The 21,575-nt window shown below is 50.3% G+C and carries 22 protein-coding genes; 12 read left to right on the top strand and 10 right to left on the bottom strand.

All coding sequences use genetic code 11. From position 1 onward, the window contains the following. Window positions 1–5 precede the first annotated feature (5 nt). From DFR42_RS23345 to DFR42_RS23335, 3 genes are all read right to left on the bottom strand, one after another. Window positions 6–731: a DUF1175 family protein gene (locus DFR42_RS23345; RefSeq protein WP_245937056.1), complete on the bottom strand. Its 726-nt coding sequence runs from the start codon at window positions 729–731 to the stop codon at window positions 6–8. After that, window positions 728–2,320 carry a DUF2138 family protein gene (locus DFR42_RS23340; RefSeq protein WP_110257451.1) on the bottom strand — a complete coding sequence of 531 codons (1,593 nt, stop codon included), beginning with the start codon at window positions 2,318–2,320 and terminating at the stop codon, window positions 728–730. Before DFR42_RS23340 ends, DFR42_RS23345 begins: the two co-directional genes overlap by 4 nt. Before the next feature lie 337 nt (window positions 2,321–2,657). Next, window positions 2,658–3,326, bottom strand: coding sequence for a glutathione S-transferase family protein (locus tag DFR42_RS23335; RefSeq protein ID WP_110257486.1), 669 nt, complete (start codon window positions 3,324–3,326; stop codon window positions 2,658–2,660). A 146-nt stretch (window positions 3,327–3,472) separates the two neighbouring features. Here DFR42_RS23335 and DFR42_RS23330 point away from each other — a divergent pair, with 146 nt between their 5' ends. Further along, window positions 3,473–4,438, top strand: a complete 966-nt coding sequence (locus DFR42_RS23330; protein ID WP_110257450.1) for a helix-turn-helix transcriptional regulator — start codon at window positions 3,473–3,475, stop codon at window positions 4,436–4,438. A gap of 96 nt (window positions 4,439–4,534) precedes the next feature. On the opposite strand, the gene DFR42_RS23325 is transcribed toward DFR42_RS23330, so the two are convergent. Next, entirely contained in the window at window positions 4,535–5,155 is a 621-nt protein-coding gene (locus DFR42_RS23325) for a glycoside hydrolase family 25 protein (protein WP_110257449.1), read from the bottom strand. 226 nt (window positions 5,156–5,381) lie between these two features. On the opposite strand from DFR42_RS23325, the gene DFR42_RS23320 reads away from it, so the two are divergent. From DFR42_RS23320 to DFR42_RS23310, 3 genes are all read left to right on the top strand, one after another. Continuing rightward, on the top strand, window positions 5,382–5,540 hold the full coding sequence (locus DFR42_RS23320) for a DUF3096 domain-containing protein (protein WP_110257448.1): 159 nt from the start codon (window positions 5,382–5,384) through the stop codon (window positions 5,538–5,540). 212 nt (window positions 5,541–5,752) lie between these two features. Beyond that, window positions 5,753–6,544, top strand: coding sequence for a substrate-binding periplasmic protein (locus DFR42_RS23315; protein ID WP_170133651.1), 792 nt, complete (start codon window positions 5,753–5,755; stop codon window positions 6,542–6,544). A 135-nt stretch (window positions 6,545–6,679) separates the two neighbouring features. Then, window positions 6,680–7,192, top strand: a complete 513-nt coding sequence (locus tag DFR42_RS23310) for a GFA family protein (protein WP_110257446.1) — start codon at window positions 6,680–6,682, stop codon at window positions 7,190–7,192. Between the two features lie 133 nt (window positions 7,193–7,325). Here DFR42_RS23310 and DFR42_RS23305 read toward each other — a convergent pair whose 3' ends face one another. Then, window positions 7,326–7,520, bottom strand: coding sequence for a hypothetical protein (locus DFR42_RS23305; protein ID WP_110257445.1), 195 nt, complete (start codon window positions 7,518–7,520; stop codon window positions 7,326–7,328). Between the two features lie 292 nt (window positions 7,521–7,812). On the opposite strand from DFR42_RS23305, the gene DFR42_RS23300 reads away from it, so the two are divergent. After that, window positions 7,813–8,211, top strand: a complete 399-nt coding sequence (locus DFR42_RS23300; protein ID WP_110257444.1) for a glutaredoxin family protein — start codon at window positions 7,813–7,815, stop codon at window positions 8,209–8,211. 106 nt (window positions 8,212–8,317) lie between these two features. Here DFR42_RS23300 and DFR42_RS23295 read toward each other — a convergent pair whose 3' ends face one another. Continuing rightward, a complete protein-coding gene (locus DFR42_RS23295; RefSeq protein ID WP_110257443.1) occupies window positions 8,318–8,908 on the bottom strand; it encodes a hypothetical protein in 591 nt (196 codons plus the stop codon). Between the two features lie 98 nt (window positions 8,909–9,006). On the opposite strand from DFR42_RS23295, the gene DFR42_RS23290 reads away from it, so the two are divergent. Further along, complete coding sequence (locus tag DFR42_RS23290; RefSeq protein ID WP_110257442.1) at window positions 9,007–10,017, top strand: helix-turn-helix transcriptional regulator; 1,011 nt, start codon at window positions 9,007–9,009, stop codon at window positions 10,015–10,017. A 43-nt stretch (window positions 10,018–10,060) separates the two neighbouring features. Here DFR42_RS23290 and ppnP read toward each other — a convergent pair whose 3' ends face one another. The 3 genes from ppnP to argF all read right to left on the bottom strand — a co-directional run bounded on the left by ppnP (window position 10,061) and on the right by argF (window position 12,909). Continuing rightward, the gene (gene ppnP / locus DFR42_RS23285) at window positions 10,061–10,375 is read right to left on the bottom strand and encodes a pyrimidine/purine nucleoside phosphorylase (RefSeq protein ID WP_110257441.1); all 315 of its coding nucleotides are present in this window, start codon (window positions 10,373–10,375) and stop codon (window positions 10,061–10,063) included. Window positions 10,376–10,458: 83 nt separating this feature from the next. Beyond that, a complete protein-coding gene (locus tag DFR42_RS23280) occupies window positions 10,459–11,691 on the bottom strand; it encodes an argininosuccinate synthase (protein WP_110257440.1) in 1,233 nt (410 codons plus the stop codon). A 303-nt stretch (window positions 11,692–11,994) separates the two neighbouring features. Continuing rightward, window positions 11,995–12,909, bottom strand: a complete 915-nt coding sequence (gene argF, locus DFR42_RS23275) for an ornithine carbamoyltransferase (RefSeq protein WP_110257485.1) — start codon at window positions 12,907–12,909, stop codon at window positions 11,995–11,997. A gap of 528 nt (window positions 12,910–13,437) precedes the next feature. On the opposite strand from argF, the gene DFR42_RS23270 reads away from it, so the two are divergent. Genes DFR42_RS23270 through DFR42_RS23245 form a run of 6 tightly spaced genes read left to right on the top strand, consistent with a single transcriptional unit; the run spans window position 13,438 to window position 18,458 of the window. After that, complete coding sequence (locus tag DFR42_RS23270) at window positions 13,438–14,097, top strand: SGNH/GDSL hydrolase family protein (protein WP_110257439.1); 660 nt, start codon at window positions 13,438–13,440, stop codon at window positions 14,095–14,097. A 19-nt stretch (window positions 14,098–14,116) separates the two neighbouring features. Further along, complete coding sequence (locus DFR42_RS23265; RefSeq protein WP_110257438.1) at window positions 14,117–14,773, top strand: alginate O-acetyltransferase AlgF; 657 nt, start codon at window positions 14,117–14,119, stop codon at window positions 14,771–14,773. A 20-nt stretch (window positions 14,774–14,793) separates the two neighbouring features. After that, the gene (locus tag DFR42_RS23260) at window positions 14,794–16,191 is read left to right on the top strand and encodes an MBOAT family O-acyltransferase (protein WP_110257437.1); all 1,398 of its coding nucleotides are present in this window, start codon (window positions 14,794–14,796) and stop codon (window positions 16,189–16,191) included. Between the two features lie 9 nt (window positions 16,192–16,200). Continuing rightward, window positions 16,201–17,343: an alginate O-acetyltransferase AlgX-related protein gene (locus DFR42_RS23255; RefSeq protein WP_110257436.1), complete on the top strand. Its 1,143-nt coding sequence runs from the start codon at window positions 16,201–16,203 to the stop codon at window positions 17,341–17,343. Window positions 17,344–17,369: 26 nt separating this feature from the next. Then, on the top strand, window positions 17,370–17,717 hold the full coding sequence (locus tag DFR42_RS23250) for a hypothetical protein (protein WP_146218952.1): 348 nt from the start codon (window positions 17,370–17,372) through the stop codon (window positions 17,715–17,717). Between the two features lie 21 nt (window positions 17,718–17,738). Further along, a complete protein-coding gene (locus DFR42_RS23245; RefSeq protein ID WP_110257434.1) occupies window positions 17,739–18,458 on the top strand; it encodes a Sir2 family NAD-dependent protein deacetylase in 720 nt (239 codons plus the stop codon). Window positions 18,459–18,545: 87 nt separating this feature from the next. On the opposite strand, the gene DFR42_RS23240 is transcribed toward DFR42_RS23245, so the two are convergent. Continuing rightward, entirely contained in the window at window positions 18,546–21,554 is a 3,009-nt protein-coding gene (locus DFR42_RS23240; protein ID WP_146218951.1) for a hypothetical protein, read from the bottom strand. Window positions 21,555–21,575 lie beyond the last annotated feature (21 nt).

Raw genomic sequence — 21,575 nt, 5'->3', positions numbered from 1 at the left:
CGCTTTCAGGCGGACAAGAAATTGAGGCGATACACGCCAGCAAAATTGGGATTATCTTGGGTGGGATGCCAGCGCGTATCGCGCCAGGCTCGCAGGTCGCGTAGCTTGACGGCGCGCAGGCCATTGTCAGTCGGCGTGACCGTGCCAGTGTGATAGGCGATGTAAGAGTTCATCCACACCATCAGATGCTGGGCATCGCCCTGATCGAAGAACAACAGGTCACCAGGGGCTGCCAGATTGCAGTCCTTGCCGCGAAACCTGGCATTTTCCTGCACCATTTCTATTGCACTGACATAGGCCGAGACAGTGCCGTCAGCCAGCCGCCACTGATGGCGCACTGATTGCGTGCCTTGATCAAGGTCTATCTCTGGCGGCAGCGCAGTACCCAGCATGCCATTCGCCCGTTTCCATTTTTCATCATGTTCACGCAGGGATTCTGCCACTGCAAAACGCACCAGACCTACGCAATCACGCTGTTGCCAGCGCGGTGTCGGGCCTGCCGTCAACTGGGCGGCAATAATGCGGGTCATCCAGGCGCGGCAACTGCGCGACTGCGCCGGTGTCAATGTTGGTGCCGAGACGACAGGCGTGGTAGTTGTTCCTGCTCTGGCAGCACTTGCGGCAGGCAATGGCACAGCGGGTGACGTGACTTTATTTGCCAGCGCCAGCCTGTGCCAGCCCAGCATGGTGCCGGTGGCGAGCATGCCAGTCAGTACATGCCGGCGTTTCAATTGGATTTCTCCTTGCTGACCCATTCAACTTTTTGCCAGGCTTTACCACTGGCCTGAGCCTTGCTCAGTTCCAGGCGGATAGGCGGGTAAGTCGCCAGGGCCTTCATGCGGGCAGGGAGATGGGTTTTTGCTGCTTCGAGGAAGCTGGCATCTTCAGGTTTTGCCAGGGCCGCGTAGATTTCACGCTGTGCCATTTCTGACAAGGGGCGTGGCGTGATCAGGCCCAGGGTGCTTTGTGCACCAGATGTCTGGTCAGCCACGCTGGGGTTGCTGCGGGCGATGGTATCCACTACTTTTTCTACCAGGCCGCCATCAGGCGAAAACACCACAAAGTCGCCACTGGCTGCCAGCGTAGCCATGCTCTTGGTATTACGCCACAGTTTCTGATCAGGCTTGGCCTTGGTTGTGCCCTTGCCTGGTGCCGCTTGTTCACCGCTGGCAATTGCCCAGGTCGCCATGGCTTGCAAGGTGGCATCGCGGTTGGCAGTATTTAGTGGCAGCTTGGTGATGAATACGGGGGAATACAGATTCGATTCGCGGTACCAGCAAGCCAGGCCAGGTCCGGGCAGCGGTGCCAATGCCTGGTCTGGCAATTTCGGCTTGGCATCTGCCTGTTTCAAGACGGTATTGACCATGCTCCAGTCAATTGGCACGGTGATGCATGCGCTGGGGTTGGCTGGCGCAGCAGTCCACAGGGCAGGGTCAAGTAACTGTGCTGACGAAGTTTTTTTGGAATCCAGCCAGACTGAAGTTGACCAGTTACCACCGAAATCAAAGCGCATGCCCTTGAAGCCGGATACAAAAGCACCGTAACCCAGGGCCATGGTCGGCGCACCTATCGCCATCGTATGTTTTGCAGTACCCGCAGCCTGAGCGGGTGCAGGCGCAATATTGTCGAGATCAAATTGCAGCGACAGTGCACCATCATGTTCCAGCCACTTGGCGACTGCTGCACGCGCTTCTGTTACGACGCTGTTACTGCCGTCGAACAAGAGGCCAGGGTCAGACAACACGACAACGCGATCACCCTGGCTGATCAGCAACAGGGTGCGACGCGGATTAACTTCCAGCGCCATGATCTGGGCCTTGCCATTGCTGGTGCTGATATTACCAGCCAGTTTGAGCTGCCCATCTTTCATCGCTACCTTGGCAGCTTCCTGCAAGGCTTTATTGAACAGACCCATGCGCATGACAACGGCATAGTGACGCAAGGCACCTTTGCCATCGCGCCAGAATGCCACTTCTGCCGGTTCATTGAAAATGCTGGCATACAGCTTGTCTTGCCAGTCAAGGTCATGCTCGTAGGCAATACGTTTGACGGCACCATTCAAGCCCAGACGATCTTCATTCTGTTCATAGTAGAAGGCCAGGTCTTCAGTCAGCACATCTTTGGCTATCGGCACTTGCAGCAAGTCGCGCGGCAGTTTTGATAAACTGCTGGTACGTATCAGGGCATCCGGTTGGGACATATCCACCATGAGGCGGGTACCAACATAGTGGTAATCTTTCCAGTGCTTGCTCAACTGGTAGGCGACAGCAGCAGCGGCAACTGTAACAACAGTGCCGGTGACGATCCAAATACGACGCATGAATTCTCCCTCTGGGGTATGGCTTTTTTATTGCACGGATACTATCCAAAGCCAGACTGCAAGACAATCGTTTGCGGCTGTCTATTTGGTAATTTTCTGTAAGCGTGCAGGTAAAGACTTGAACTGGCAATTGTGCCATGTATGGACTTGGGAATTTGTATTGTTGCAATATTTTTTTGCGGGTTTGCAAGGCATGTTTCAGGAGGGAAAATCTGGAAGCGAGGAAGTGAAAATTCTGGAATGCGTTACTCATGCATGCATATGGCCCGGATAGGCATCCGGGCCATATGCACTGTTTTGCTGGCGTATTAAGACCGACTCAATCAGGGAGAGCTAATCAGGCAGCCTTGTCTTCAGGCCCGGATTCACTGACGATGCGCTCGTGTTCTGCCGCCCAGGCAGCATCAATCGCACCAACTTTGACAAAAGCTGGGCGGCTGCAGACACCTTCAATGTAATTCATGACGACAGGTGATTCAGGTACCAGCTTGAACATGGTACCCCAGCGCAAGGCATTGCCCCAGAGTACATCTGCTGCAGTGAATTGCTCGCCCAGTAAATAGGGCCCTTTTTCCAGTTGCGCCTTGATGATGCCCAGCATGGTATCAAAATCACCGTAAGGGCACATCGAAGGCATTGCCGGCGGATGTTGCGCAAACTTGTCTACCAGTGCAGGCTCGTAGCAAGCGGCATAGTAAGCCATCCAGCGCAGATAAGGACCGCGCAACTGGCTATCCAGTGCGGGCGTCAGGCCTGCCTGCGGGAACAGGTCTGCCAGATACAAGAATACGGCCACTTGCTCGGTAATGAGCTCGCCACGATGCAATATTGCAGGCACTTTACCCATGGGGTTGATGGACAGATATTCGCTTTGCCTTTGCTCGCCAGCTTTCATGTTCAAGACATGCAGTTGATAAGGTGCCCCCAATTCTTCCAGCATGATCAAGGCACCTGTCGCGCGGGTTTGTGGGGAGTAGAACAGGGTGATATTGTCGGTATTGTTCATGGTAAGACCTTTCTTTTTCATTGCGGTGGCGGGATTGCCGGGCCGTTGATGTAAGAATATGCCTCCATACCTGACACCTTTTGTCAGGTTGAGTTAATATTTGCTAGTGTTTTAAGATTAGTATAAAAATAAGGCTTTGCCCACGTATGCGTGCCAGTCGTTTGATTAACATCCTTGCCATCCTGCAGGCGCGCGGTTTTGCTACTGCGCCTGAGCTGGCAGAAGAATGTGCCGTTAATTTGCGCACCATTTATCGCGATATCGACGCCATGAGTGAAGCGGGCATTCCTATTTATAGCGAGCGCGGGTCTGGCGGTGGTTATCGTTTGCTGGATGGTTATCGCACGCAGTTGAATGGCTTGTCGGCCAAGGAGGCCGAAGCCTTGTTCATGAGCGGCCTGGCAGGGGCGGCAAGTGACATGGGTCTGGGTTCTGTCATGATGGCAGCGCAAAACAAATTGCTGTCTGCCATGCCCGCCTCCCTGCGTGAAGGCGCACTGGAAATGCGTTCCCGCTTTCATCTTGATGCGCCCAGCTGGTTTTCTCAGTCAGAACAGCCGCAATACCTGCCTCTGGTGGCAGATGCGGTATGGGAACATAAGCGGATACAGATACGCTACCAAAGCTGGAAAGGCATGCGCGAGCGCACGGTGGAGCCTTTGGGCATGGTCATGAAAGCCGGTTCCTGGTATCTGGTCGCTCAAGTCGATGAACTTCCGCGTACCTACAGAATCTCGCGCATACAGGAAATTGTTGTACTGGATGAGCGCTTCCAGAGGCCAGGCCCATTTGACCTGGCAGCCTACTGGCGCAAATCGACAGAAAGGCTGGAGCGCGACATGCACAGGAATATGGCGACGCTGCGCCTCTCTCCTATGGGCGTGAAGTGGCGGGAGCATTTTTTGTCGCCGTATGCGTTTTCAGAAATGCAGTTATCCACTGAAACTGATGCAGAAGGCTGGTGCACAGCGACCATGCCAGTCGGGTCGCTGTTAATGGCTTGTGCCGATATCTTGCGCTTTGGAAACGAAGCAGAAGTGCTGGAGCCACCAGAGCTGCGCCAAAAAGTCATGGAAGCTATCACCGGCATGAAAACTATTTATAAGACCTAGGGTCTTTTGCATCAAAGCAAAAAAGTGCAGGACTGGCAAATGTGCGCAATTTACCAGTTATCTGGCTGTGTGCTTTTAAAGCTTCAGCGGCGATACTTATCTTCTTGCGGCAAATGCCTGCAAATCTGCAAGGGAGCCAGCGAAAACATCGGTATCAACCTGGCCATTGACGCCAGTCACGGTACCTGATTGTGAGTTTTGCCAGAAGGTCCAGCTGGCCCAGCCATTGGGCAGCCTGGGCTGGGATACGCCGTATTCTGCGATCCACAAGGGATATCTGGAGAATTGATTGTTCATGTATTCATCCCAGAACGACGTGTCCGTGTAGATCATGGGTGTACGCCCTAGTGCTTGTTCTACCGTATCGAGCCAGGTTTGCACGCCTGCTATCAATGCGGCGCTGCTGGCTCCACCTAATGTTTCCAGATCGATGACCGGGGGCAGGTCATAGTCTGACAGGGTACCTACCGTATGAATGAAATCGTTCGCCTGAGCGACTGGGTCGTCACTCCCTTGATAAAAATGATAAGCGCCACGCAGTATGCCTGCTGCCTGCATGCCGAACCAGTTATTTGCAAACTGCGGGTCTTGATAGCTAGTGCCTTCTGTTGCCTTGGCAAAGGCAAAGCCTGTTCCTGCGGCTGCTACTTCATACCAGTTGACTGTACCCTGATAGTGAGAAACGTCGATGCCGTGGACGATGGAATTGCTGGCCATATGATGCTCCGCAAAAAAAAGAGTAAGGGTTGTAGATGAAATAGCAAGTCACTACGATAACAGGATGTTGGCTGATTGTGTAAAAAACAAGGTCTTTGATATTTGAATAGTTGAGATATCCCACATCGTCAGATGCCACACTTGAACATACGATGAGTCTGTGGAACTATATGGCTGGCAAATAATTGCCGCCTATCATCAACTTGCTTAAGTGAAATAGCTCTACATGAATATACACCTCACCCTGATGCCAGTTCTTGCCCTGGTTGCTGGCATTTGCATCCTCATCAAGCCCAAACTCGTGAGCTTTATTGTGGCACTCTATCTCATTGCCGTTGGTGTCATCGGCATCCTTGGCCTGGGGCGTTTTGGTTTACATCTGTAGGTCCCCAAGAAGGGATGGACCTGCTCAAACATGGTTAATACTGTTGTTTGGGCGTCATATGCCATCATGCATGAGCTCAAAGACCATCGTAGCCATCCCGGCCTGATAGTCAGGTGCTACACTTTACATAGTCTGCAGCGCTGCGCACTAGGTCTGGCATGTTGAATGGGCGGGCACATCGTATGCTGTGGTAAAACAGGTGGGGGGTGAGCGTGAAGCAAAGATGTTTGCTGGCGTTGCTACTCGGCATATTGCTGCCGGTTTCTGCTCATGCCGAGACTTATCGCTGTGTGTCACTGGATTACCCTCCCTTGATTTATAAAGACTCTGATCATCAGGTGAAAGGCTTTGCCGTGGAGCTGGTCAGTGCCGTTTTCAAGAATCTTGGCCACAACTTGCAAGTGGAAATTTATCCATGGGCACGCTCCCTGGAAATGGTCAGGTCGGGGACTCGCGACTGCGTCTTCACCATCTTTCATTCGCATGAACGCGAGCAATTCCTGGACTTCAGCGGTGAATCCATCATTCCGCAGATGGTCTACTTTTATACAAAAAAAGATACTGGCGTCGTATTCAAAGGCGATTTTTCTAGCCTGGAAGGCATGCGTATAGGTACGGTGCGCAAGATCAGCTATGGCGCCAGATTTGAAGAAGCGCGGCCCAGGCTGCAAATCGATGAAGCCTATGAACTGGAGCAAAGCATGAAAAAATTACTGATAGGGAGAATAGACGTATTCCCCAGTAATTATTACTCCGCAGCCTATCTGCTGAAACTGCCCAGAAATAAGGAAATGGCTGAAAAAATCGTGCAAATACCCGTCGCCATTGATGTTGTGCCCAGCTACCTGGGATTTTCCAAAGTCAAGAAACTAGATGCATTACGGGGTGGTTTTGACCGGGAATTCAGGAACTTTGTTTCCTCTGGTCAGTACAGAGATTTGCTGGTCAAGTATGAACTGGAGAGCTCGCCAGAGCTGGTGCGGTTTTTACAGCAGAAACATTGAAGCGCTATCTGATGTGAAAGGTCCTGCAGGCATTCCCTGCCTTGCTCGTTTTGGTTTTCATTGGCAAATGACCTAGCGATACGCTTGTCGAAGCTTGATAGCCTGACTGCCGGGTACAAAAATAGGGAGACGCAGATGACAAACACATCAATTTATCCTATCGAAGGTGGGTGTGATTGCGGCCAACTACGCTACCGCATGCTAGTCGAACCACTGATTGTGCATTGCTGCCATTGTCGTTGGTGTCAGCGCGAAACCGGCACCGCCTTTGCACTGAATGCAATGATAGAAGCTGATTTTCTACAAAACCTGAGGGCAGAACCAGAAATGGTGATGGTGCCTTCAGAAAGTGGCAAGGGTCAGTTATTTGCCCGCTGCCCGGCATGCAGAGTTGCTATCTGGAGCAATTATGCAGGTGCTGGTCCCTTATTGTGCTTTGTACGGGTGGGTACGCTTGATCAGCCAGATTATTTACCGCCAGATATACACATCTATACAGAGTCAAAACAAGCCTGGGTCAATCTTGATGGAGGCGCACCAGCAATGCTGCAATATTATGACAGGGAGAAATATTGGTCAGCTAACAGCCTGGCAAGGCGTCAGACACTGTTGCCGCAAATCGAGGCTTATCAGGCCGGAAAAACTTAGGGGCTGGCCAGTCTGTTTGATGCGGGGACAGCAGATTTACGGGAGATTGAACATCTTGCAGAGCAGCCTGGTGTGCGTATTGTCGCAAGTGCCAGGCTGCATGATTATTTCTTTGTCTTGATCAGATGTGATTTCAGATCATGCACCAGGAGCAACGATAGAGTGGTTTGTTGAACAGGGCGCAAGAATTTTGGTCGCCATTCTGGCATTCTTCATACCAGGCAATGCAAGCATCGCATGGGATCAGGGCAGATGCACTGCCTGCGAAACCGAAAGAAATACCAACACCGACAAAAAATGTAAACAATGCTTTTTTCATTTTGCTCATTACTGACTCCTAAGGTTGTTTGAAAGTCAAATGTCGTGGTATTGAGAGTAATCTCAATTTGTTGATATTATTTAAACGATGTCATCAAGTCAATATGTATTTATTGAATATACTTATTTAATATTTATATTGACAATGTTTGCTAGCCCGGAATATTGTTCACTACTATTTTCGATGACATCTGGACTGTATTTCAGCCAGTATTTCAGCTCATACATTTGTCTGCTTGTTATTGAAATTCCTCATTAAAACTTGTTCGTGACACTCATGCTGCAAAGTAGTTGACCTATCGATGAAAGATGGAAAAATGCTAAAACAGAGAATGAAATCAATCGCCTCTTATGTTTTGATACTTGCTGCCGGTTTGGCAGTGGGCTTGGCTGCGGCGAATGTTCCACGCTGGCTGACGCCTGCTTATATCGAGGGCGACTACAGCAGGTATTTCCCTGACGCTAAAACGAAAGTTGTACTGTATGCAACGGCGACTTGCCCCTACTGCGCCAAGACTCAGGAATACCTGAAAGCAAAAAATATTGCTTACGTGAAAATGGACATTAACGAATCTGAAAAAGCCAGGCAAGAATTCAAGCAACTGAAGGGTGAAATGGTGCCCATGATTTTGGTCGGTAACCGTCAGATTCGTGGTTTCAACCCTGAGGTGCTGGATTCAGCTTTGGAAAAGATACATTGATGCTTTGAAGGGGATGAGCGCGGCGAGGTGGGCCTTGCCGCCCACCGCCTCGCTACATATACAAAAAGCCGTCAGCATTCATTCGCTAACTGGCTGTATCCTGAGCTCAGCTAACGCGCACCCAGTCCATGATCCAGTTGTTTTCCCAGGTTTTTCCTCCATCGCGGGAAGCAGCCTGTTGCCAGCGGCAAGTCGTGGCCGAGATATTGTCCCAGATGCCGCGTACCTTGATGGACTTGCCGTCTTCTTCTTCATCTGACTCAAATACGCCGACGCCATTCTCAAAGCCACCAATGACACCGGGCGGTGTAAGCACACCTGCGCGACCATTGACCCAAAAGTCTGACCATTGCTTGTTTTCCACATCCAGCATGCGCAAACCCATGCCGTTGAAGTTGCGTGCCGGTATGCGCAGTTCTTCTACACTGACGACGCCGCCAAGTATGCTCCAGCATGTGGCTTCGCCTTCAAATACATCCCATTCTTTGGTGACACGGTTTTTCAAACGCCTGTGACTGATTTTCCATGAGCCACTGAGAAAATCAAATTCACCAGGCTTGCCATTGTGCAGTTTCTTGTTCATGGTTTTTTTGCTTTCGGTTGCTGCTGCCTCATTGGCAGCTAATTGGCTGACGGCTATACCTGCTGCGGTTTGCAGCAAGATTCTTCTTTGTAGATCGTGGCTTGTTGCGCTCATGGCGTATCTCCTTGATTGAGCTTGTTCTGAAAAGCGTAGCCATGATAGGCTGCAATTCCTGACAAAGAATGTCAGGAATTATTCGGGAGTTGTTATTTATGCGTGCCAGCCGTTTGCTGTCCATCATGATCTTGTTGCAATTGCGCGGTAAGATCGCTGCCGAGGCACTGGCTGCTGAATTTGAAGTCTCGGTGCGCACTATCTACCGTGATATTGATGAGCTGAGTGCTGCCGGTATCCCGGTGCAAAGTGACCGTGGGCCGCATGGTGGCTTTCAATTGATGGCAGGTTATCGCAGCCAGTTTACCGGCCTGGAAAATGATGAAGCCGAAGCACTGTTCATGATAGGGCTGCCGGGGCCAGCGATTGCATTGGGGTTGGGCAATGCCGCAACAAGAGCCAGCCGCAAACTCATGGCCTCGTTGCCGCCCAGCTTGCGCGAAGGCTCGCGCCGTATCGCAGACTGTTTTCATCTGGATACCAATGACTGGTACCGCAATGAACAAAGCACCGTAGAGTTACCACGCATTGCCCGCGCCGTACTGGCGCAGCAGAGAATAAAGAGCAGGTATGAAAGCTGGTCAGGATTGCGGCAATGGCAAATGGAACCCCTGGGCCTGGTGCTCAAGGCAGGTGCCTGGTATCTTGTGGCAAATAGCCAGAGCCGCGCCAGCAGCCCTAAAAAAATCCGCATCTTCAAAGTTGTGCATATCACTGACATGCAAGTGCAGGATGAAAATTTTGACAGGCCTGATGACTTTGACTTGCCAGATTTCTGGAATGAAGCGACAGCAAGGTTTGAAGCGGAACTGAGATCAAACAATGCACATCTGCGTGTGTCAGCTACAGGCCTGGACAGGATAGCCAAGCTGGGGGCCTTTGCTGCGCAAGCGGTAGAGAATCAGCGTGATACTTCAATTACTCCAGAATCAGATGCGCTCTGGCAAACCATTAATTTGCCCATAGAAACCATAGAGCATGCGGCGCAAATGCTGTTGGGGATAGGACCGGAGCTGGAAGTTATCGAGCCGCTGGCATTGCGCCAGCGTTTGCGGGAATTAGCCTGTCAGTGCTATCAATTAAATGGTGATGCGGCTTGCAAGGAGTAACCGACAGAAGCAGGCTGTGGATATCAATGCCTGCTAGCTTGTATTAAATGAAATGGCAAACGTAATCCAGCGTCTCGATAGTTTCAATATCAAAAGTTGAATTGGCTGGTACATTGAATTGCTGGCCAGCTTCGTAGGTATTCCATTCAGTTTCGCCTTTAAGGCGGATGCGGCATTTGCCTGCATTCAGCTCCATGATCTCGGCAGCAGCAGTATTGAATACCAGGCTGGAGGGGAAGATCACGCCTATGGTTTTTTTGCTGCCATCGGCAAACAAAACCGTGTGGGATACGCATTTGCCATCGAAGTAGAGATTGGCTTTTTTAACGACGCTGACTTGATCAAATTGGGTAGACATGTAGGATAACTCCGAAAAAAAGACCCGCGCAAATGAATGGGCGGGTCGGGAATAGTTTTAGATATTCAGGTTTTGTTGAGGCTTTACTGACCGCGTTTTGCGCGGGCATTGGCAGCAATACGCATGCGCAATGCATTCAGTTTGATGAAGCCGCCAGCGTCTGCCTGGTTGTAGGCGCCGCCATCTTCATCAAAGGTAGCGATGTTCATGTCGAACAGCGAATCGGTTTTGGAATCGCGTGATACCGTGATGACATTGCCCTTGTACAGCTTCAGGCGTACCCAGCCATTGACTGTGTGCTGGGTATGGTCAATCAGGGTTTGCAGCGCGACGCGCTCTGGTGCCCACCAGTAGCCGTTATAAATCAGGCTGGCGTAACGTGGCATCAGGTCATCTTTCAGATGGGCGACTTCACGGTCCAGGGTGATGGATTCTATCGCACGGTGAGCGCGCAGCATGATGGTGCCGCCTGGCGTTTCATAGCAGCCGCGGGATTTCATGCCGACGTAACGGTTTTCCACCAGGTCCAGGCGGCCTATGCCGTGTTTGCCACCAAGGCGGTTCAGTTCTGTCAGCACGGTTGCTGGCGACATGCGCACACCGTTCAGGGCAACGATGTCACCGCGTTCAAATTCTACATCCAGGTATTCTGGCTGGTCTGGTGCAGCTTCAGGGCTAACAGTCCAGCGCCACATGGATTCTTCGGCTTCGGCACTTGGGTTTTCCAGATGGCGGCCTTCAAAACTGATGTGCAGCAGGTTGGCATCCATGGAGTAGGGCGCACCACCGTTTTTATGTTTCTGGTCGATTTCTATGCCTGCATCTTCAGCATATTTCATCAGTTTTTCGCGGGACAGCAAATCCCATTCACGCCATGGAGCAATGATCTTGATGCCTGGCATCAGTGCATAGGCACCCAGCTCGAAACGCACCTGATCATTACCCTTACCAGTCGCACCGTGGGAAATGGTGTCTGCACCAGTTTCCTTGGCGATTTCGATGAGGCGTTTGGCGATCAGTGGGCGGGCGATGGATGTACCCAGCAGGTATTCGCCTTCATACACCGTATTGGCACGGAACATAGGGAAGACGAAGTCGCGTACGAATTCTTCACGCACATCATCGATAAAAATATTTTCAGGCTTGATGCCAAACTTGATGGCTTTGGCACGTGCTGGTTCCAGCTCTTCGCCCTGGCCCAGATCGGCAGTGAAAGTGACGATTTCGCACTGATAATTATCTTGCAGCCATTTCAAAATGACAGAGGTATCCAGACCGCCAGAATAGGCGAGGACGACTTTTTTAGTATCGCTCATGATGTGCTTTCAAAATTAAACTAACTTTATGCTGAAGACCTAAAAGCTCACCACAGAGACACCGAGACACAGAGAAAAGCATGAGAAAAGCATCGTGCATTGATCTGTTTTTGGTGACTATGATTACCTTTAATTTGATCTTGCTACTTAATTACAAAATGATTAACGGGACATTGAGTCAAGGAGGTATCTTGTTGAATTAGCTTAAATCTCATGTCACAAGATTTTCTCTTGTTTTTCTCTGTGTCTCTGTGCCTCAGTGTTGAGAGGTCTTTTCCAAAAATTACCGTGGTCGAAACAATATCAGCGAATCTCGCCAACCACCAAATATTCCAGCAAGGCCTTTTGCACATGCAGGCGGTTTTCGGCTTCGTCCCAGACTACTGATTGCGGGCCATCGATCACACCGGCAGACACTTCCTCGCCGCGATGCGCGGGCAGGCAGTGCATGAACAGAGCATCGGGATGGGCGCGGGCCATTTTTGCTTCATCAACTATCCAGCCATCAAAGGCTTTCAGGCGGGCCTGGTTTTCATCTTCATAACCCATGCTGGTCCAGACATCGGTATTGACGAGGTCAACACCGGCGCAAGCGTCGGATGGGCTGTCAAATACTGTGTATTGCGACGGGTCTGCTGTCACCTGTGCCATATCCATGTCATAGCCTTTGGGCGTAGAGATATGCAGATGGAAATTGAATACCTGCGCTGCCTGCAGCCAGGAGTACAGCATATTATTGGCGTCACCTATCCATGCCACTTTTTTGCCAGTGATGGAACCACGGTGCTCGATATAGGTAAACACATCGGCCAGTACCTGGCAGGGGTGATGTTGATTCGTCAAGCCATTGATGACAGGCACGCGCGAATTCGCAGCAAAGCGTTCTATCATTTCCTGCTCAAAAGTGCGGATCATAATGATATCGCACATGCGCGACATGACCTGGCCAGCATCTTCAACCGGCTCGCCGCGGCCCAGCTGGCTGTCGCGGGTATTGAGGTAAATTGCAGCGCCGCCCAGTTGATGCATGCCCGCTTCAAATGACAGGCGGGTACGGGTGGAATTTTTCTCGAACACCATCACCAGGGTTCTATCCAGCAAAGGGTGGTAAGTTTGATAAGCCTTGAAACGCTGCTTGATGATGCGGGCACGCTGCATCACGTATTCAAACTCGGACAAGGTGAAATCTGAGAACTGCAGGAAATGTTTGATAGCCATAAATAAAACGGGCAGCATTTACATGCCGCCGCTTGTCATAACTGCTTAATTATAAGGGATTAATCAGGGCTGCCCATATTAAATTCCGGAAACGGGCAAGTTTGATCCATATTACTTGGAGCTTGCCTGAAAAATAAGCTGCTCAGCCGCTTAATCTTCAGCTTGCTCAAGCTTAGCACTAATTGCATGTTCCTGTGCCATTCTCCACGCGCGAGTAGTCAAATTACATGAAAACAAGCCTGGAATTTCCCTGCTTAAATTTATTGCTTTAGAAAATGTATTTGTGAACTTTCGTCAACTAGCTAGAATTTCAATCCGGTTTGTTTACACTAGATTTTATTGCTGTATTTGCATAAATATCTGTCCCTGGTTCTGAGCTTGGGATCACTACAAGTTAATTGTAAGCAAATGCAATGGAATGTAAATAAATGCAATATCCAGTTTCCAGAGTTCGTCCATAGGCTTGTCAAAAGACTGGCGTAAAAACGGCGAATATTTTTTAAATGAATATTTAAAAGAAAACATATTATGAGCGCACTATTAGCCGGACTGACCGTCCTGATTATTGGCGATAGCCATATGTCAACTCCAGATTACCTGATCACCACCCTGCATGACGATTTGATGAGCAAGGGTGCCGTGGTCTATTCCTTCGGTGCCTGCGGCGTTGCCGCTGGTGACTGGATGGTAAAAAGCCAGTCGCCTTGCGGTGGTGCGGCACGTATCAAGGATGGCCCGGTAGAAGTCAAAACAGGCCAGGATGCGATGACACGTCCATTCAATGAGCTGGTAAAAACCTACAAACCAAATCTGGTTGTCGTTGTCAATGGCGACACCATGGCCTCATATGCTGCACCTGAATTGCCTAAGACATGGATCTGGCAACAAGTGTCACGCCTGACCAAAGGTGTCAAGAACAATGCAGTTGGCTGCGTCTGGGTAGGCCCGGCATGGGGTACTGAAGGCGGCAAGTTCAATAAGACTTTTGCCCGCGCTAAAGAAATGTCGGGTTATTTGTCCGAGATCGTGGCTCCCTGTACTTACATAGACTCGCTGACCTTGTCCAAACCGGGTGAGTGGGCATCTTCTGATGGCCAACATTTTGACCTGGCGGGTTACAAAGCCTGGGGTGCGGCAATTGGCAATGCGATTTCTTCGCCTGCAGTTTTGCAAACCATCAAAAAATAAATACGGACTCTGATCACCCATGAAAAAGCTTATCTTCGCTTGCCTGGCCTCCACCTTGACACTGGCTGCACGCGCCGACAATCCCCTGTATGAAACCGGGCCGGCCCAGGATTCATCCTTTGTCAGGTTTCTCAATGCAAGTGAAGATAAAGCCAATGTCGTCAACGGCGCAGCCAAAGTGGCTTTGACAGCCCAGGGTGATGGCAGGATTTCGCGTTTTTATCCAGTCAAAGCCGGTGCCAAACTGGCTGCCAATGTGCAGGTAGGCAATGCAAAGGCGGCAGTGGAAGTGGTTGCCAAACCAGGTGAGTTCGTGACGATTGCCATCGTCAGCAATGGCACAGGAATAGAGACTGTGGTCGTCAAGGATACACCTACCGATTTCAATGCCAGCAAGGCTTCTGTTGCCTTGCTGAACCTGGATAAGTCTTGCAATGCTGCCGCTTTGAATGTGGCAGAAAAAAACACGGCCATACTGGAAGCTGTTAAGCCAGCCAGCCTGCAGCGTCGCCTGGTCAACCCCATCGGCCTGAAAACCCAGGCAGTTTGTGATGCCAAGGATGCAGGCAAAGTAGTAGACCTGGGCCAGTTGCAGCCAGGTGAACGTTATAGCGTGGTGATCATGCCTGGCAAAAAAGCACGCCAGACCTTCTTTGTACGCGACAGTACGTCCTGATCTGAATACGGGTTCTGGCTATGGTATTTGCGTCCCTGGAGTTTCTCACACTCTTTCTCCCCTTATTCTTTGCGCTTTATCTCGTCACGCCCCAGCGCTTTAGAAATCACACCCTGCTGGTGGGTAGCTGGCTGTTTTATGCCTGGTGGACGCCAAAATTCCTGTTGCTGATTATCGCCCTGACGGTGCTCGCATGGGGTGCAGCAATACTGATAGACAAGAGCCAGAGCGAGCAACGCAAAACCCGTTTGATGGTGATTGCCATCGTCCTCAATCTGTCTTCGCTGATCTGGTACAAATACACCAATATGCTGGTGTATTCACTCAATACCATTTTGACCGGCCGCGACATGCCCACCATACCGTGGGAAAACCTGATGCTGCCTATAGGCTTGTCATTCACCGTCTTGCATGCGATTTCCTATATCGTTGATGTGCGTCGCAAAACGGTGGATGCGCAGTACAGCATTATTTCTTTCAGTGCCTATATGGCGATGTTCCCGCATCTGATTGCTGGCCCGATAGTACGCTACAAGGTCATCGATACAGAATTGCGTGAGCGGGTTTTTTCCATCGATAAGTTTGCCGCTGGTGTTCGCCGCTTCATGGTCGGCTTTTCGATGAAGGTCTTGATTGCCGACACCCTGTCACCCATCGTGACCCTGGCATTCGGTCTGCACAACCCAACTTTGATCGATGCCTGGACAGGCTGTGCAGCCTATACCCTGCAACTGTATTTTGACTTTGCCGGTTACAGCGCCATGGCCATAGGTCTGGGCATGATGCTGGGTTTTGACTTCCAGGAAAATTTCAATAATCCCTATCTGGCGGTATCGATACAGGATTTCTGGCGGCGCTGGCATATGACACTGTCGTCGTGGCTGCGCGATTATCTCTACATCAGCCTGGGCGGTAACCGTGGTGGCCCGACCCGTACCTACATCAATCTTTTGCTAACCATGGCCATAGGCGGTCTCTGGCATGGTGGCGAAAACTGGAACTACCTGATCTGGGGCATTATCCAGGGCACGGCCCTGTGCTGCGACCGTGCATTTACGCAGCGTGGTTTGTCCATGCCCAATTATTTGTCGCGCACCCTGACCTTATTGGTGGTCATGCTGGCATGGACAGTATTCCGTGCCGAGAGCTTTGCAACCGCCACCGATATCTGGGCAGGCCAGTTTGGCATGCACGGCGTTGCCATGGGTGATGCCATTGCCCAGGCACTGCGCCCCAGCATCATCCTGACCTTTGTGCTGGGCCTGATTTGCGTCGTCTATCCCGCCACCAAAATTGGCAAGCAGGGCGGCCTGGGTTTCGCAGGCTGGAGCATGACCTGGCCAGTGCTGACTTTTGCTTATGCTGTCGTGGTTCTGGCCGGGCAAAAAGCGATTCCCTTTTTGTACTTCCAGTTTTAGGAGATCGTCATGAGCGAGTGTTTTACCTTTGATCCCAAAAAAGCTGGCTGGACACGCTTTATTCCTGTCGCTGCTTTTGGCGTCATCATGCTCGGTGGTTTTGCGGTTACCCAGACATCCTTGCGTGATGTGCCTGAAGAAAAATGGGAAGGCATAGGCAACCCCAGGCGCTTACTTGAAGGCGAAGCGACCAGGCAATTTTCTGCACAATTGAATGACCACTTTTTGTTAAGTAAATCATTCGCAAAAATTGAACGCGGCGTGACCTGGACAATCGCTGGTGATACCGGCGCATCAGTTCGCCAGGGTTGCCCGGACTGGTTGTTTTTGTCGGATGAATTGACGCCCTATGCGCAGGCCACAGAAAACGCTGCTGCCCGCGCAAAAATCATTAGCCAGACCGCCAGTGACTTGCAAAAAAGCGGTATCAGGCTGGTAGTCGCTGTTGTGCCTGACAAGACCCGCATAGAAGAAAGCCATCTGTGTGGCCTGCATCGCCCAGCAGCTTTTGCCAACCGCGTCAACGACTGGGTTGCCACGCTGGCCAATAATAAGGTGGAAGTGCTTAACTTTACGCCTACCCTGGCTGCCATGACAGGCGAACGTTATTACCGCAGTGACTCGCACTGGAATGAACGTGGTGCTGACCTTGCAGCAAAGACTCTGGCAGAGCGTTTGCAAACCTTGAAGCTGGTTGATAAGCCAGCAACACAGCCTGATCCCAAAGCCATACAAAGCAATACGACAGAACGTTCTGGTGACTTGATGCGGGTATCCAATCTGGAGGGCTTGCCTGCCTGGATGCGGCCTGCAACAGAAGTGACCCAGGTCAGCAAGGTTGCCCCGGTAGCGGTTGCCAGCGATGATTTGTTTGGTGACGCAGGTTTGCCAACCGTGGCTCTGGTTGGTACATCTTTCAGCCGCGCTGCAAATTTTGTTCCCTTCCTGAGCCAGCACCTTGGTGCACCTGTTGCCAACCTGGCCAAGGATGGCGGTGATTTTGACGGCGCTGCTTATGCCTATCTGAACAGTAAAGAATTCAAGACTCAGCCACCAAAAGTCGTGGTCTGGGAAGTGCCGGAGCGCATGCTGCAAAAAACGCTGACAGCTTCTGAGAAAAAATGGCTTGCGTCATTTGCTTCCAAAACTTGATGGCATAATAGATTGTCGAAATACGAATGGATAGTGCGCTTGCTGAACTTCGAGGGCCTTTAGGCTCTTACCCAGACAGGGACGAGTTTCAGATAGGCCGAATGCTGGTCTGGGTCTACTATCTTGAAAGCGACGACAGCGTATCGCGCATATTGCGCTTATCAAACGCCAATGCCATCCTTCCTGCACTTTTGGCAGAAAAAGCAAAAGTCGAGGTCATGGAAAGCAAGGTTGCTGGCAGTAATTTTTATTTACAGACTATAGGTATATCCATCAAACCCGATGGTAGTGCGGTATATGCATGCAGGCACGATGACGACGAAGATATCATTGGCATCTTCCGTACAGGTGATGGTAGGCTGACGCTTCTTTGATGTCTTATTGAAGTTGAAAGCATGAAACCCGAGATACAAACCAATAAAATCGTCGTTCTGTCAGGATCAGGTATCAGTGCCGAAAGCGGCATCCCAACTTTCCGGGATGCCAATGGCCTGTGGCATAACTACTCCTGGGAAGCCGTGGCTAGTCCCATTGGTTGGCGCGCACATCCCGAAGTCGTACTGGAATTTTATAATGAACGCAGACAGCAAGCTGCCCAAGCGCAGCCTAATGCAGCTCATCTTGCTCTCGCTGCGCTGGAATCTGCTTACGAAGTTGTCGTCATTACTCAAAACATTGATGATCTGCACGAGAGGGCTGGTTCTTCAAACGTCATCCACGTGCATGGGCAATTGAACCATGCGCGCGGCACGTCTGATGCACGCAGGCGTTATCGCATTGATGCTGCGCCCATACTGATGGGACAGTTGTGTGAAGATGGCACGCAACTCCGTCCAGACATAGTCTGGTTTGGAGAGGATGTAGAGTATATGGAAGAGTCACGGCAACATATTGCAACGGCGGCCAGGGTGCTGGTTGTAGGGACTTCATTGACTGTTTTTCCTGCCGCCTCACTGGTCAGGGCGGCGCGCGGCAGGGCAGAGAAAATACTGATTGCGCTGGATATGGACAAGCTGCCTTTCGGTTTCAAGTTCATGCGCGGCAAGGCAGGTGGCATCGTTCCTCATCTGTGTGATCGTTGGCTGGAAGAGGCTGCTGGAAGTAAGTCCGTTTAATTGCGCGCAGGGCTTGGGCCATATTAACGAACACAGAAAAAAATGGAGGCAAAAAGCCTCCGTTTTTTCTCTTGCTGGTTTTAATGCTTACCAGAGTGCAGCTTTGCAGTTCAGCTTGCTTTGGTCTACATTCGATATTTTCAGGAAATAAGATTGTGGGTCAAGCGCTCTGGCTTTGCAGGCCAGAGTTTGTTGCTTCTTCTGGTCTTTTTCCATTGCTGCCTGCATGCTGTACACCCACCCATAAAATGGAAAAACCATTTCATAGCTGCGCAGGAATTGTAGGGCTTCGGTTCTATATGCCTCATTTCCCGTCTTTTTGAACATCAGATAAGCTGCTGTCGCATATTGATAAGATGGGGGAATGCCCCTTTCTCTCATCTCAGATTTTCCTGATTCAGACAGTGCAAAGCGAGCTGCTTTCAGATATTGCAGTGATTCACGTGACTTGCCTTCCAGTGCAAATATCATGGATTTTGCGAGCACATGATCAAAGCTCTCATGCAGGTCGGCATTTCTTACGGTTTCCAGATTTGCATCTTTGCCGTCACTTGCTTGCCATGCAACCCAGGTAAAAAATGGCGAAACGAACTGAGCCTGTTTATTGGGATCATGCGGCGACAGATTGGCAATGGCAAATTCATAGGCTTCTTTTGTACCACTTTGTTCGAACGCACTTTTAATCAATTGTGCCGACACTGCAAACCTCTTATTTTTAAACTTGTTTGGCGCGGACGGCTCCAGCAAAAGTTTGATATCATCATTGCCAGGAACTCTGTCCGTGACTGCATGCATGTGCAAGTAGAGGTCATTGACATCCTGTAGATCAATCTGTACAGAGTCATATTTTTTTGACCTGAGCCAGTCGTTGACCTCGCTTAACTTCTTTCCTTCCATTCTTTGCGCTACATAGGCGGCAACCCATAACTGGAAAGTTTCCGCGGTTGCAGCACGCGGCTGGATAACCTGCCATCCCATATCAGGCTGATTTTCCATGAACAGGAAACTGGCCAGGTCACGCCTGGTAAAGTCAGAGTTATAACGGGCCAATGCCTGTATTGAGGATTGCATGGCTTCGCCAAGGCGGTGATCTATCAGCTTCAGCCTGGTTTGCGCATAAAACTCTGAAGCGCTACCAGTGCCCATGGCCAGGCTGCGTTGATAGAATTGTTTGGCAGCATCCAGCTCCCCTGAGAAAAAGAAATGATGGGCTGGTGCTGCCCAGTCGTGAGATTCTTTCAGGCGGCCATTGATTGCAGCGCTTTTTTGATAAGCGTTGATGATCTTGAACGCATCCTGCAAAGTCTTTCCTTCTTTTAAATGACGGAATGCTAATTCGACCCTGGAGTCCATATCACCAGGATATTCCTTGATCTTGCCAAGTAATTGCTCTTCAGACTGTGCCTTGAATAATGGAGAGCGAAGAGGAAACAAACTTTGTTTGATGACATCTGCTTTTGGTGCGGCCTGAATAGCTGCCATCATCATCGCTTGTTGCGGCGTTGGCACGCTGGGAGTGAGGAAACGGTCCGCCTTCAGGATTTTAATCAGTTGCGTTTCTTTGGCCCGGGCTTCCTGGATTTGTTTGTCATTGTCAATATTTTGACTACCACCTCCTATGTAATGGTCTGACAAAGAATTTGTGGCAAGCCAGTTATCATAGCGTTGCAGATTAACGATCACTTGCAGGTGGGGCTTAAGCATGGCTTGCCGGTGAGCCAGAAAATCTTCGGCACTGCCGTTAATTTTCATGGATTGCTGGGCTGCGTACTTGATCTGTTGAAGGTAAGGGTGGCTGGCAATATCTTCAGGAAATTGCGCAATTAGCATCAAGCCTTGCTCAGGTAAGCCGAGGAAGTTGACATATCTTGTTGCACTTTTGTAGTAAAACATCAGTTGCCAGTCTTGGTATAGCGCGATTTCTGCATTGCCAGGTGCCGTTGCCTGCCTGTTTTGAGTTTTAGACGGAGGGCATGATTCCGGCTTGGGCAAACCAGGGAAATAGGCCGCAATATCGCAAAACTGCACAGGCTTGGATGAGTTTTCATTGTTAATGCGCTCATTAATCAATAATTGCGTCAATGAAGGCAATTTTTCTAAGCCACGCACATTATTTGATTGACCGTTTCTTGGTTGACCGTTTGCCGTGAATAATAGTTTGGCGACTTGCGAGACAACCGGGTCCGTTGATGACAACTGCGAAGGTGTGATTTCATTGTTGCCAGTCAGGCTGAGTCCTAACTGTTGCAAGGCTAAAGTTCGTATGGCTTGCGCTGCAGGAGGGCTGGATGCCCCCATATCTGCCTTGGCATAAGCTCGGGCCAACCATGCGCGTTTTATCGGCGACATTGAGCGGCTGTATTCAAGAATTGGCGTTTTGATATTATCGTAGGCAGGTAATAGTGTGCCAACTGCCAGGGCATGGCAGGCTTGTTGCAAACGGTCTTTACCTGATGCTGGCAAAGAGAAATCCCAATTGCTATCTGCACAAATGTTGCTGTCGCTGCTGGCAGCAGTTGGCTCTCCGGCTTCATTTACACCTGCTTCTTTTAGCAAGGCAGGTAAAGACTTTTTAATGAAGTCCAGCGCTTGTTGCGGGTCTGTGGGTAATTCCAGGGTTTTATGTGCTTTGTTACTCTCATTCTGACTACGTATGACGAGCGTAACAAAACTTTGCCCCTTATCTTGTCCAAGATAAAGCATGATCAATTTCTGTTGCTGGTATTGCTTGAGCAATGCTTGCAGGGTCGCTTCATCAAAACTGCGCACGAAGGGACCATTGATATCTGCCAGATCGGTTTGCTGAATCGCGGCAATGCCACCAAGATTTAATATTTCATCGAGTTGAGCGCCTACTGCTGCACGGAATGAAGGTGCAAATCCCAGAGCCTGAGTTTGTACAGGCAGCACAATGTACTTTGTTGCCTGAGTGATGGCGTTTGCCGGAACCTTGATGGTGCGAAATTTTTCATCAGGATTCATGCCTATGGTGGACAACGCGGCGGTAAGTTTATCCGCCTTTGGCCAGGATTCCGCTTGCTTAATCGCCGGCACAGGAGTTGATGCTTCGGTGGGGGCAGGCTTACTGCATGACATGGATGATATGCAGAATAAGCT

It is taken from the genome of Undibacterium pigrum, from assembly GCF_003201815.1.
Taxonomy (GTDB): domain Bacteria; phylum Pseudomonadota; class Gammaproteobacteria; order Burkholderiales; family Burkholderiaceae_D; genus Undibacterium; species Undibacterium pigrum.
The sequence above is the reverse complement of the archived record's forward strand: the minus strand, read 5'-3'. Positions and strand labels throughout refer to the sequence as shown.

What these genes read in the sequence shown, in the direction of transcription:
- DFR42_RS23340 (WP_110257451.1), bottom strand. Translation starts at nt 2,320, where the DNA reads ATGCGTCGTATTTGGATCGTCACCGGCACTGTTGTTACAGTTGCCGCT.
- DFR42_RS23335 (WP_110257486.1), bottom strand. Translation starts at nt 3,326, where the DNA reads ATGAACAATACCGACAATATCACCCTGTTCTACTCCCCACAAACCCGC.
- DFR42_RS23330 (WP_110257450.1), top strand. Translation starts at nt 3,473, where the DNA reads ATGCGTGCCAGTCGTTTGATTAACATCCTTGCCATCCTGCAGGCGCGC.
- DFR42_RS23325 (WP_110257449.1), bottom strand. Translation starts at nt 5,155, where the DNA reads ATGGCCAGCAATTCCATCGTCCACGGCATCGACGTTTCTCACTATCAG.
- DFR42_RS23320 (WP_110257448.1), top strand. Translation starts at nt 5,382, where the DNA reads ATGAATATACACCTCACCCTGATGCCAGTTCTTGCCCTGGTTGCTGGC.
- DFR42_RS23310 (WP_110257446.1), top strand. Translation starts at nt 6,680, where the DNA reads ATGACAAACACATCAATTTATCCTATCGAAGGTGGGTGTGATTGCGGC.
- DFR42_RS23305 (WP_110257445.1), bottom strand. Translation starts at nt 7,520, where the DNA reads ATGAGCAAAATGAAAAAAGCATTGTTTACATTTTTTGTCGGTGTTGGT.
- DFR42_RS23300 (WP_110257444.1), top strand. Translation starts at nt 7,813, where the DNA reads ATGAAAGATGGAAAAATGCTAAAACAGAGAATGAAATCAATCGCCTCT.
- DFR42_RS23295 (WP_110257443.1), bottom strand. Translation starts at nt 8,908, where the DNA reads ATGAGCGCAACAAGCCACGATCTACAAAGAAGAATCTTGCTGCAAACC.
- DFR42_RS23290 (WP_110257442.1), top strand. Translation starts at nt 9,007, where the DNA reads ATGCGTGCCAGCCGTTTGCTGTCCATCATGATCTTGTTGCAATTGCGC.
- ppnP (WP_110257441.1), bottom strand. Translation starts at nt 10,375, where the DNA reads ATGTCTACCCAATTTGATCAAGTCAGCGTCGTTAAAAAAGCCAATCTC.
- DFR42_RS23280 (WP_110257440.1), bottom strand. Translation starts at nt 11,691, where the DNA reads ATGAGCGATACTAAAAAAGTCGTCCTCGCCTATTCTGGCGGTCTGGAT.
- argF (WP_110257485.1), bottom strand. Translation starts at nt 12,909, where the DNA reads ATGGCTATCAAACATTTCCTGCAGTTCTCAGATTTCACCTTGTCCGAG.
- DFR42_RS23270 (WP_110257439.1), top strand. Translation starts at nt 13,438, where the DNA reads ATGAGCGCACTATTAGCCGGACTGACCGTCCTGATTATTGGCGATAGC.
- DFR42_RS23265 (WP_110257438.1), top strand. Translation starts at nt 14,117, where the DNA reads ATGAAAAAGCTTATCTTCGCTTGCCTGGCCTCCACCTTGACACTGGCT.
- DFR42_RS23260 (WP_110257437.1), top strand. Translation starts at nt 14,794, where the DNA reads ATGGTATTTGCGTCCCTGGAGTTTCTCACACTCTTTCTCCCCTTATTC.
- DFR42_RS23255 (WP_110257436.1), top strand. Translation starts at nt 16,201, where the DNA reads ATGAGCGAGTGTTTTACCTTTGATCCCAAAAAAGCTGGCTGGACACGC.
- DFR42_RS23250 (WP_146218952.1), top strand. Translation starts at nt 17,370, where the DNA reads ATGGATAGTGCGCTTGCTGAACTTCGAGGGCCTTTAGGCTCTTACCCA.
- DFR42_RS23245 (WP_110257434.1), top strand. Translation starts at nt 17,739, where the DNA reads ATGAAACCCGAGATACAAACCAATAAAATCGTCGTTCTGTCAGGATCA.
- DFR42_RS23240 (WP_146218951.1), bottom strand. Translation starts at nt 21,554, where the DNA reads ATGTCATGCAGTAAGCCTGCCCCCACCGAAGCATCAACTCCTGTGCCG.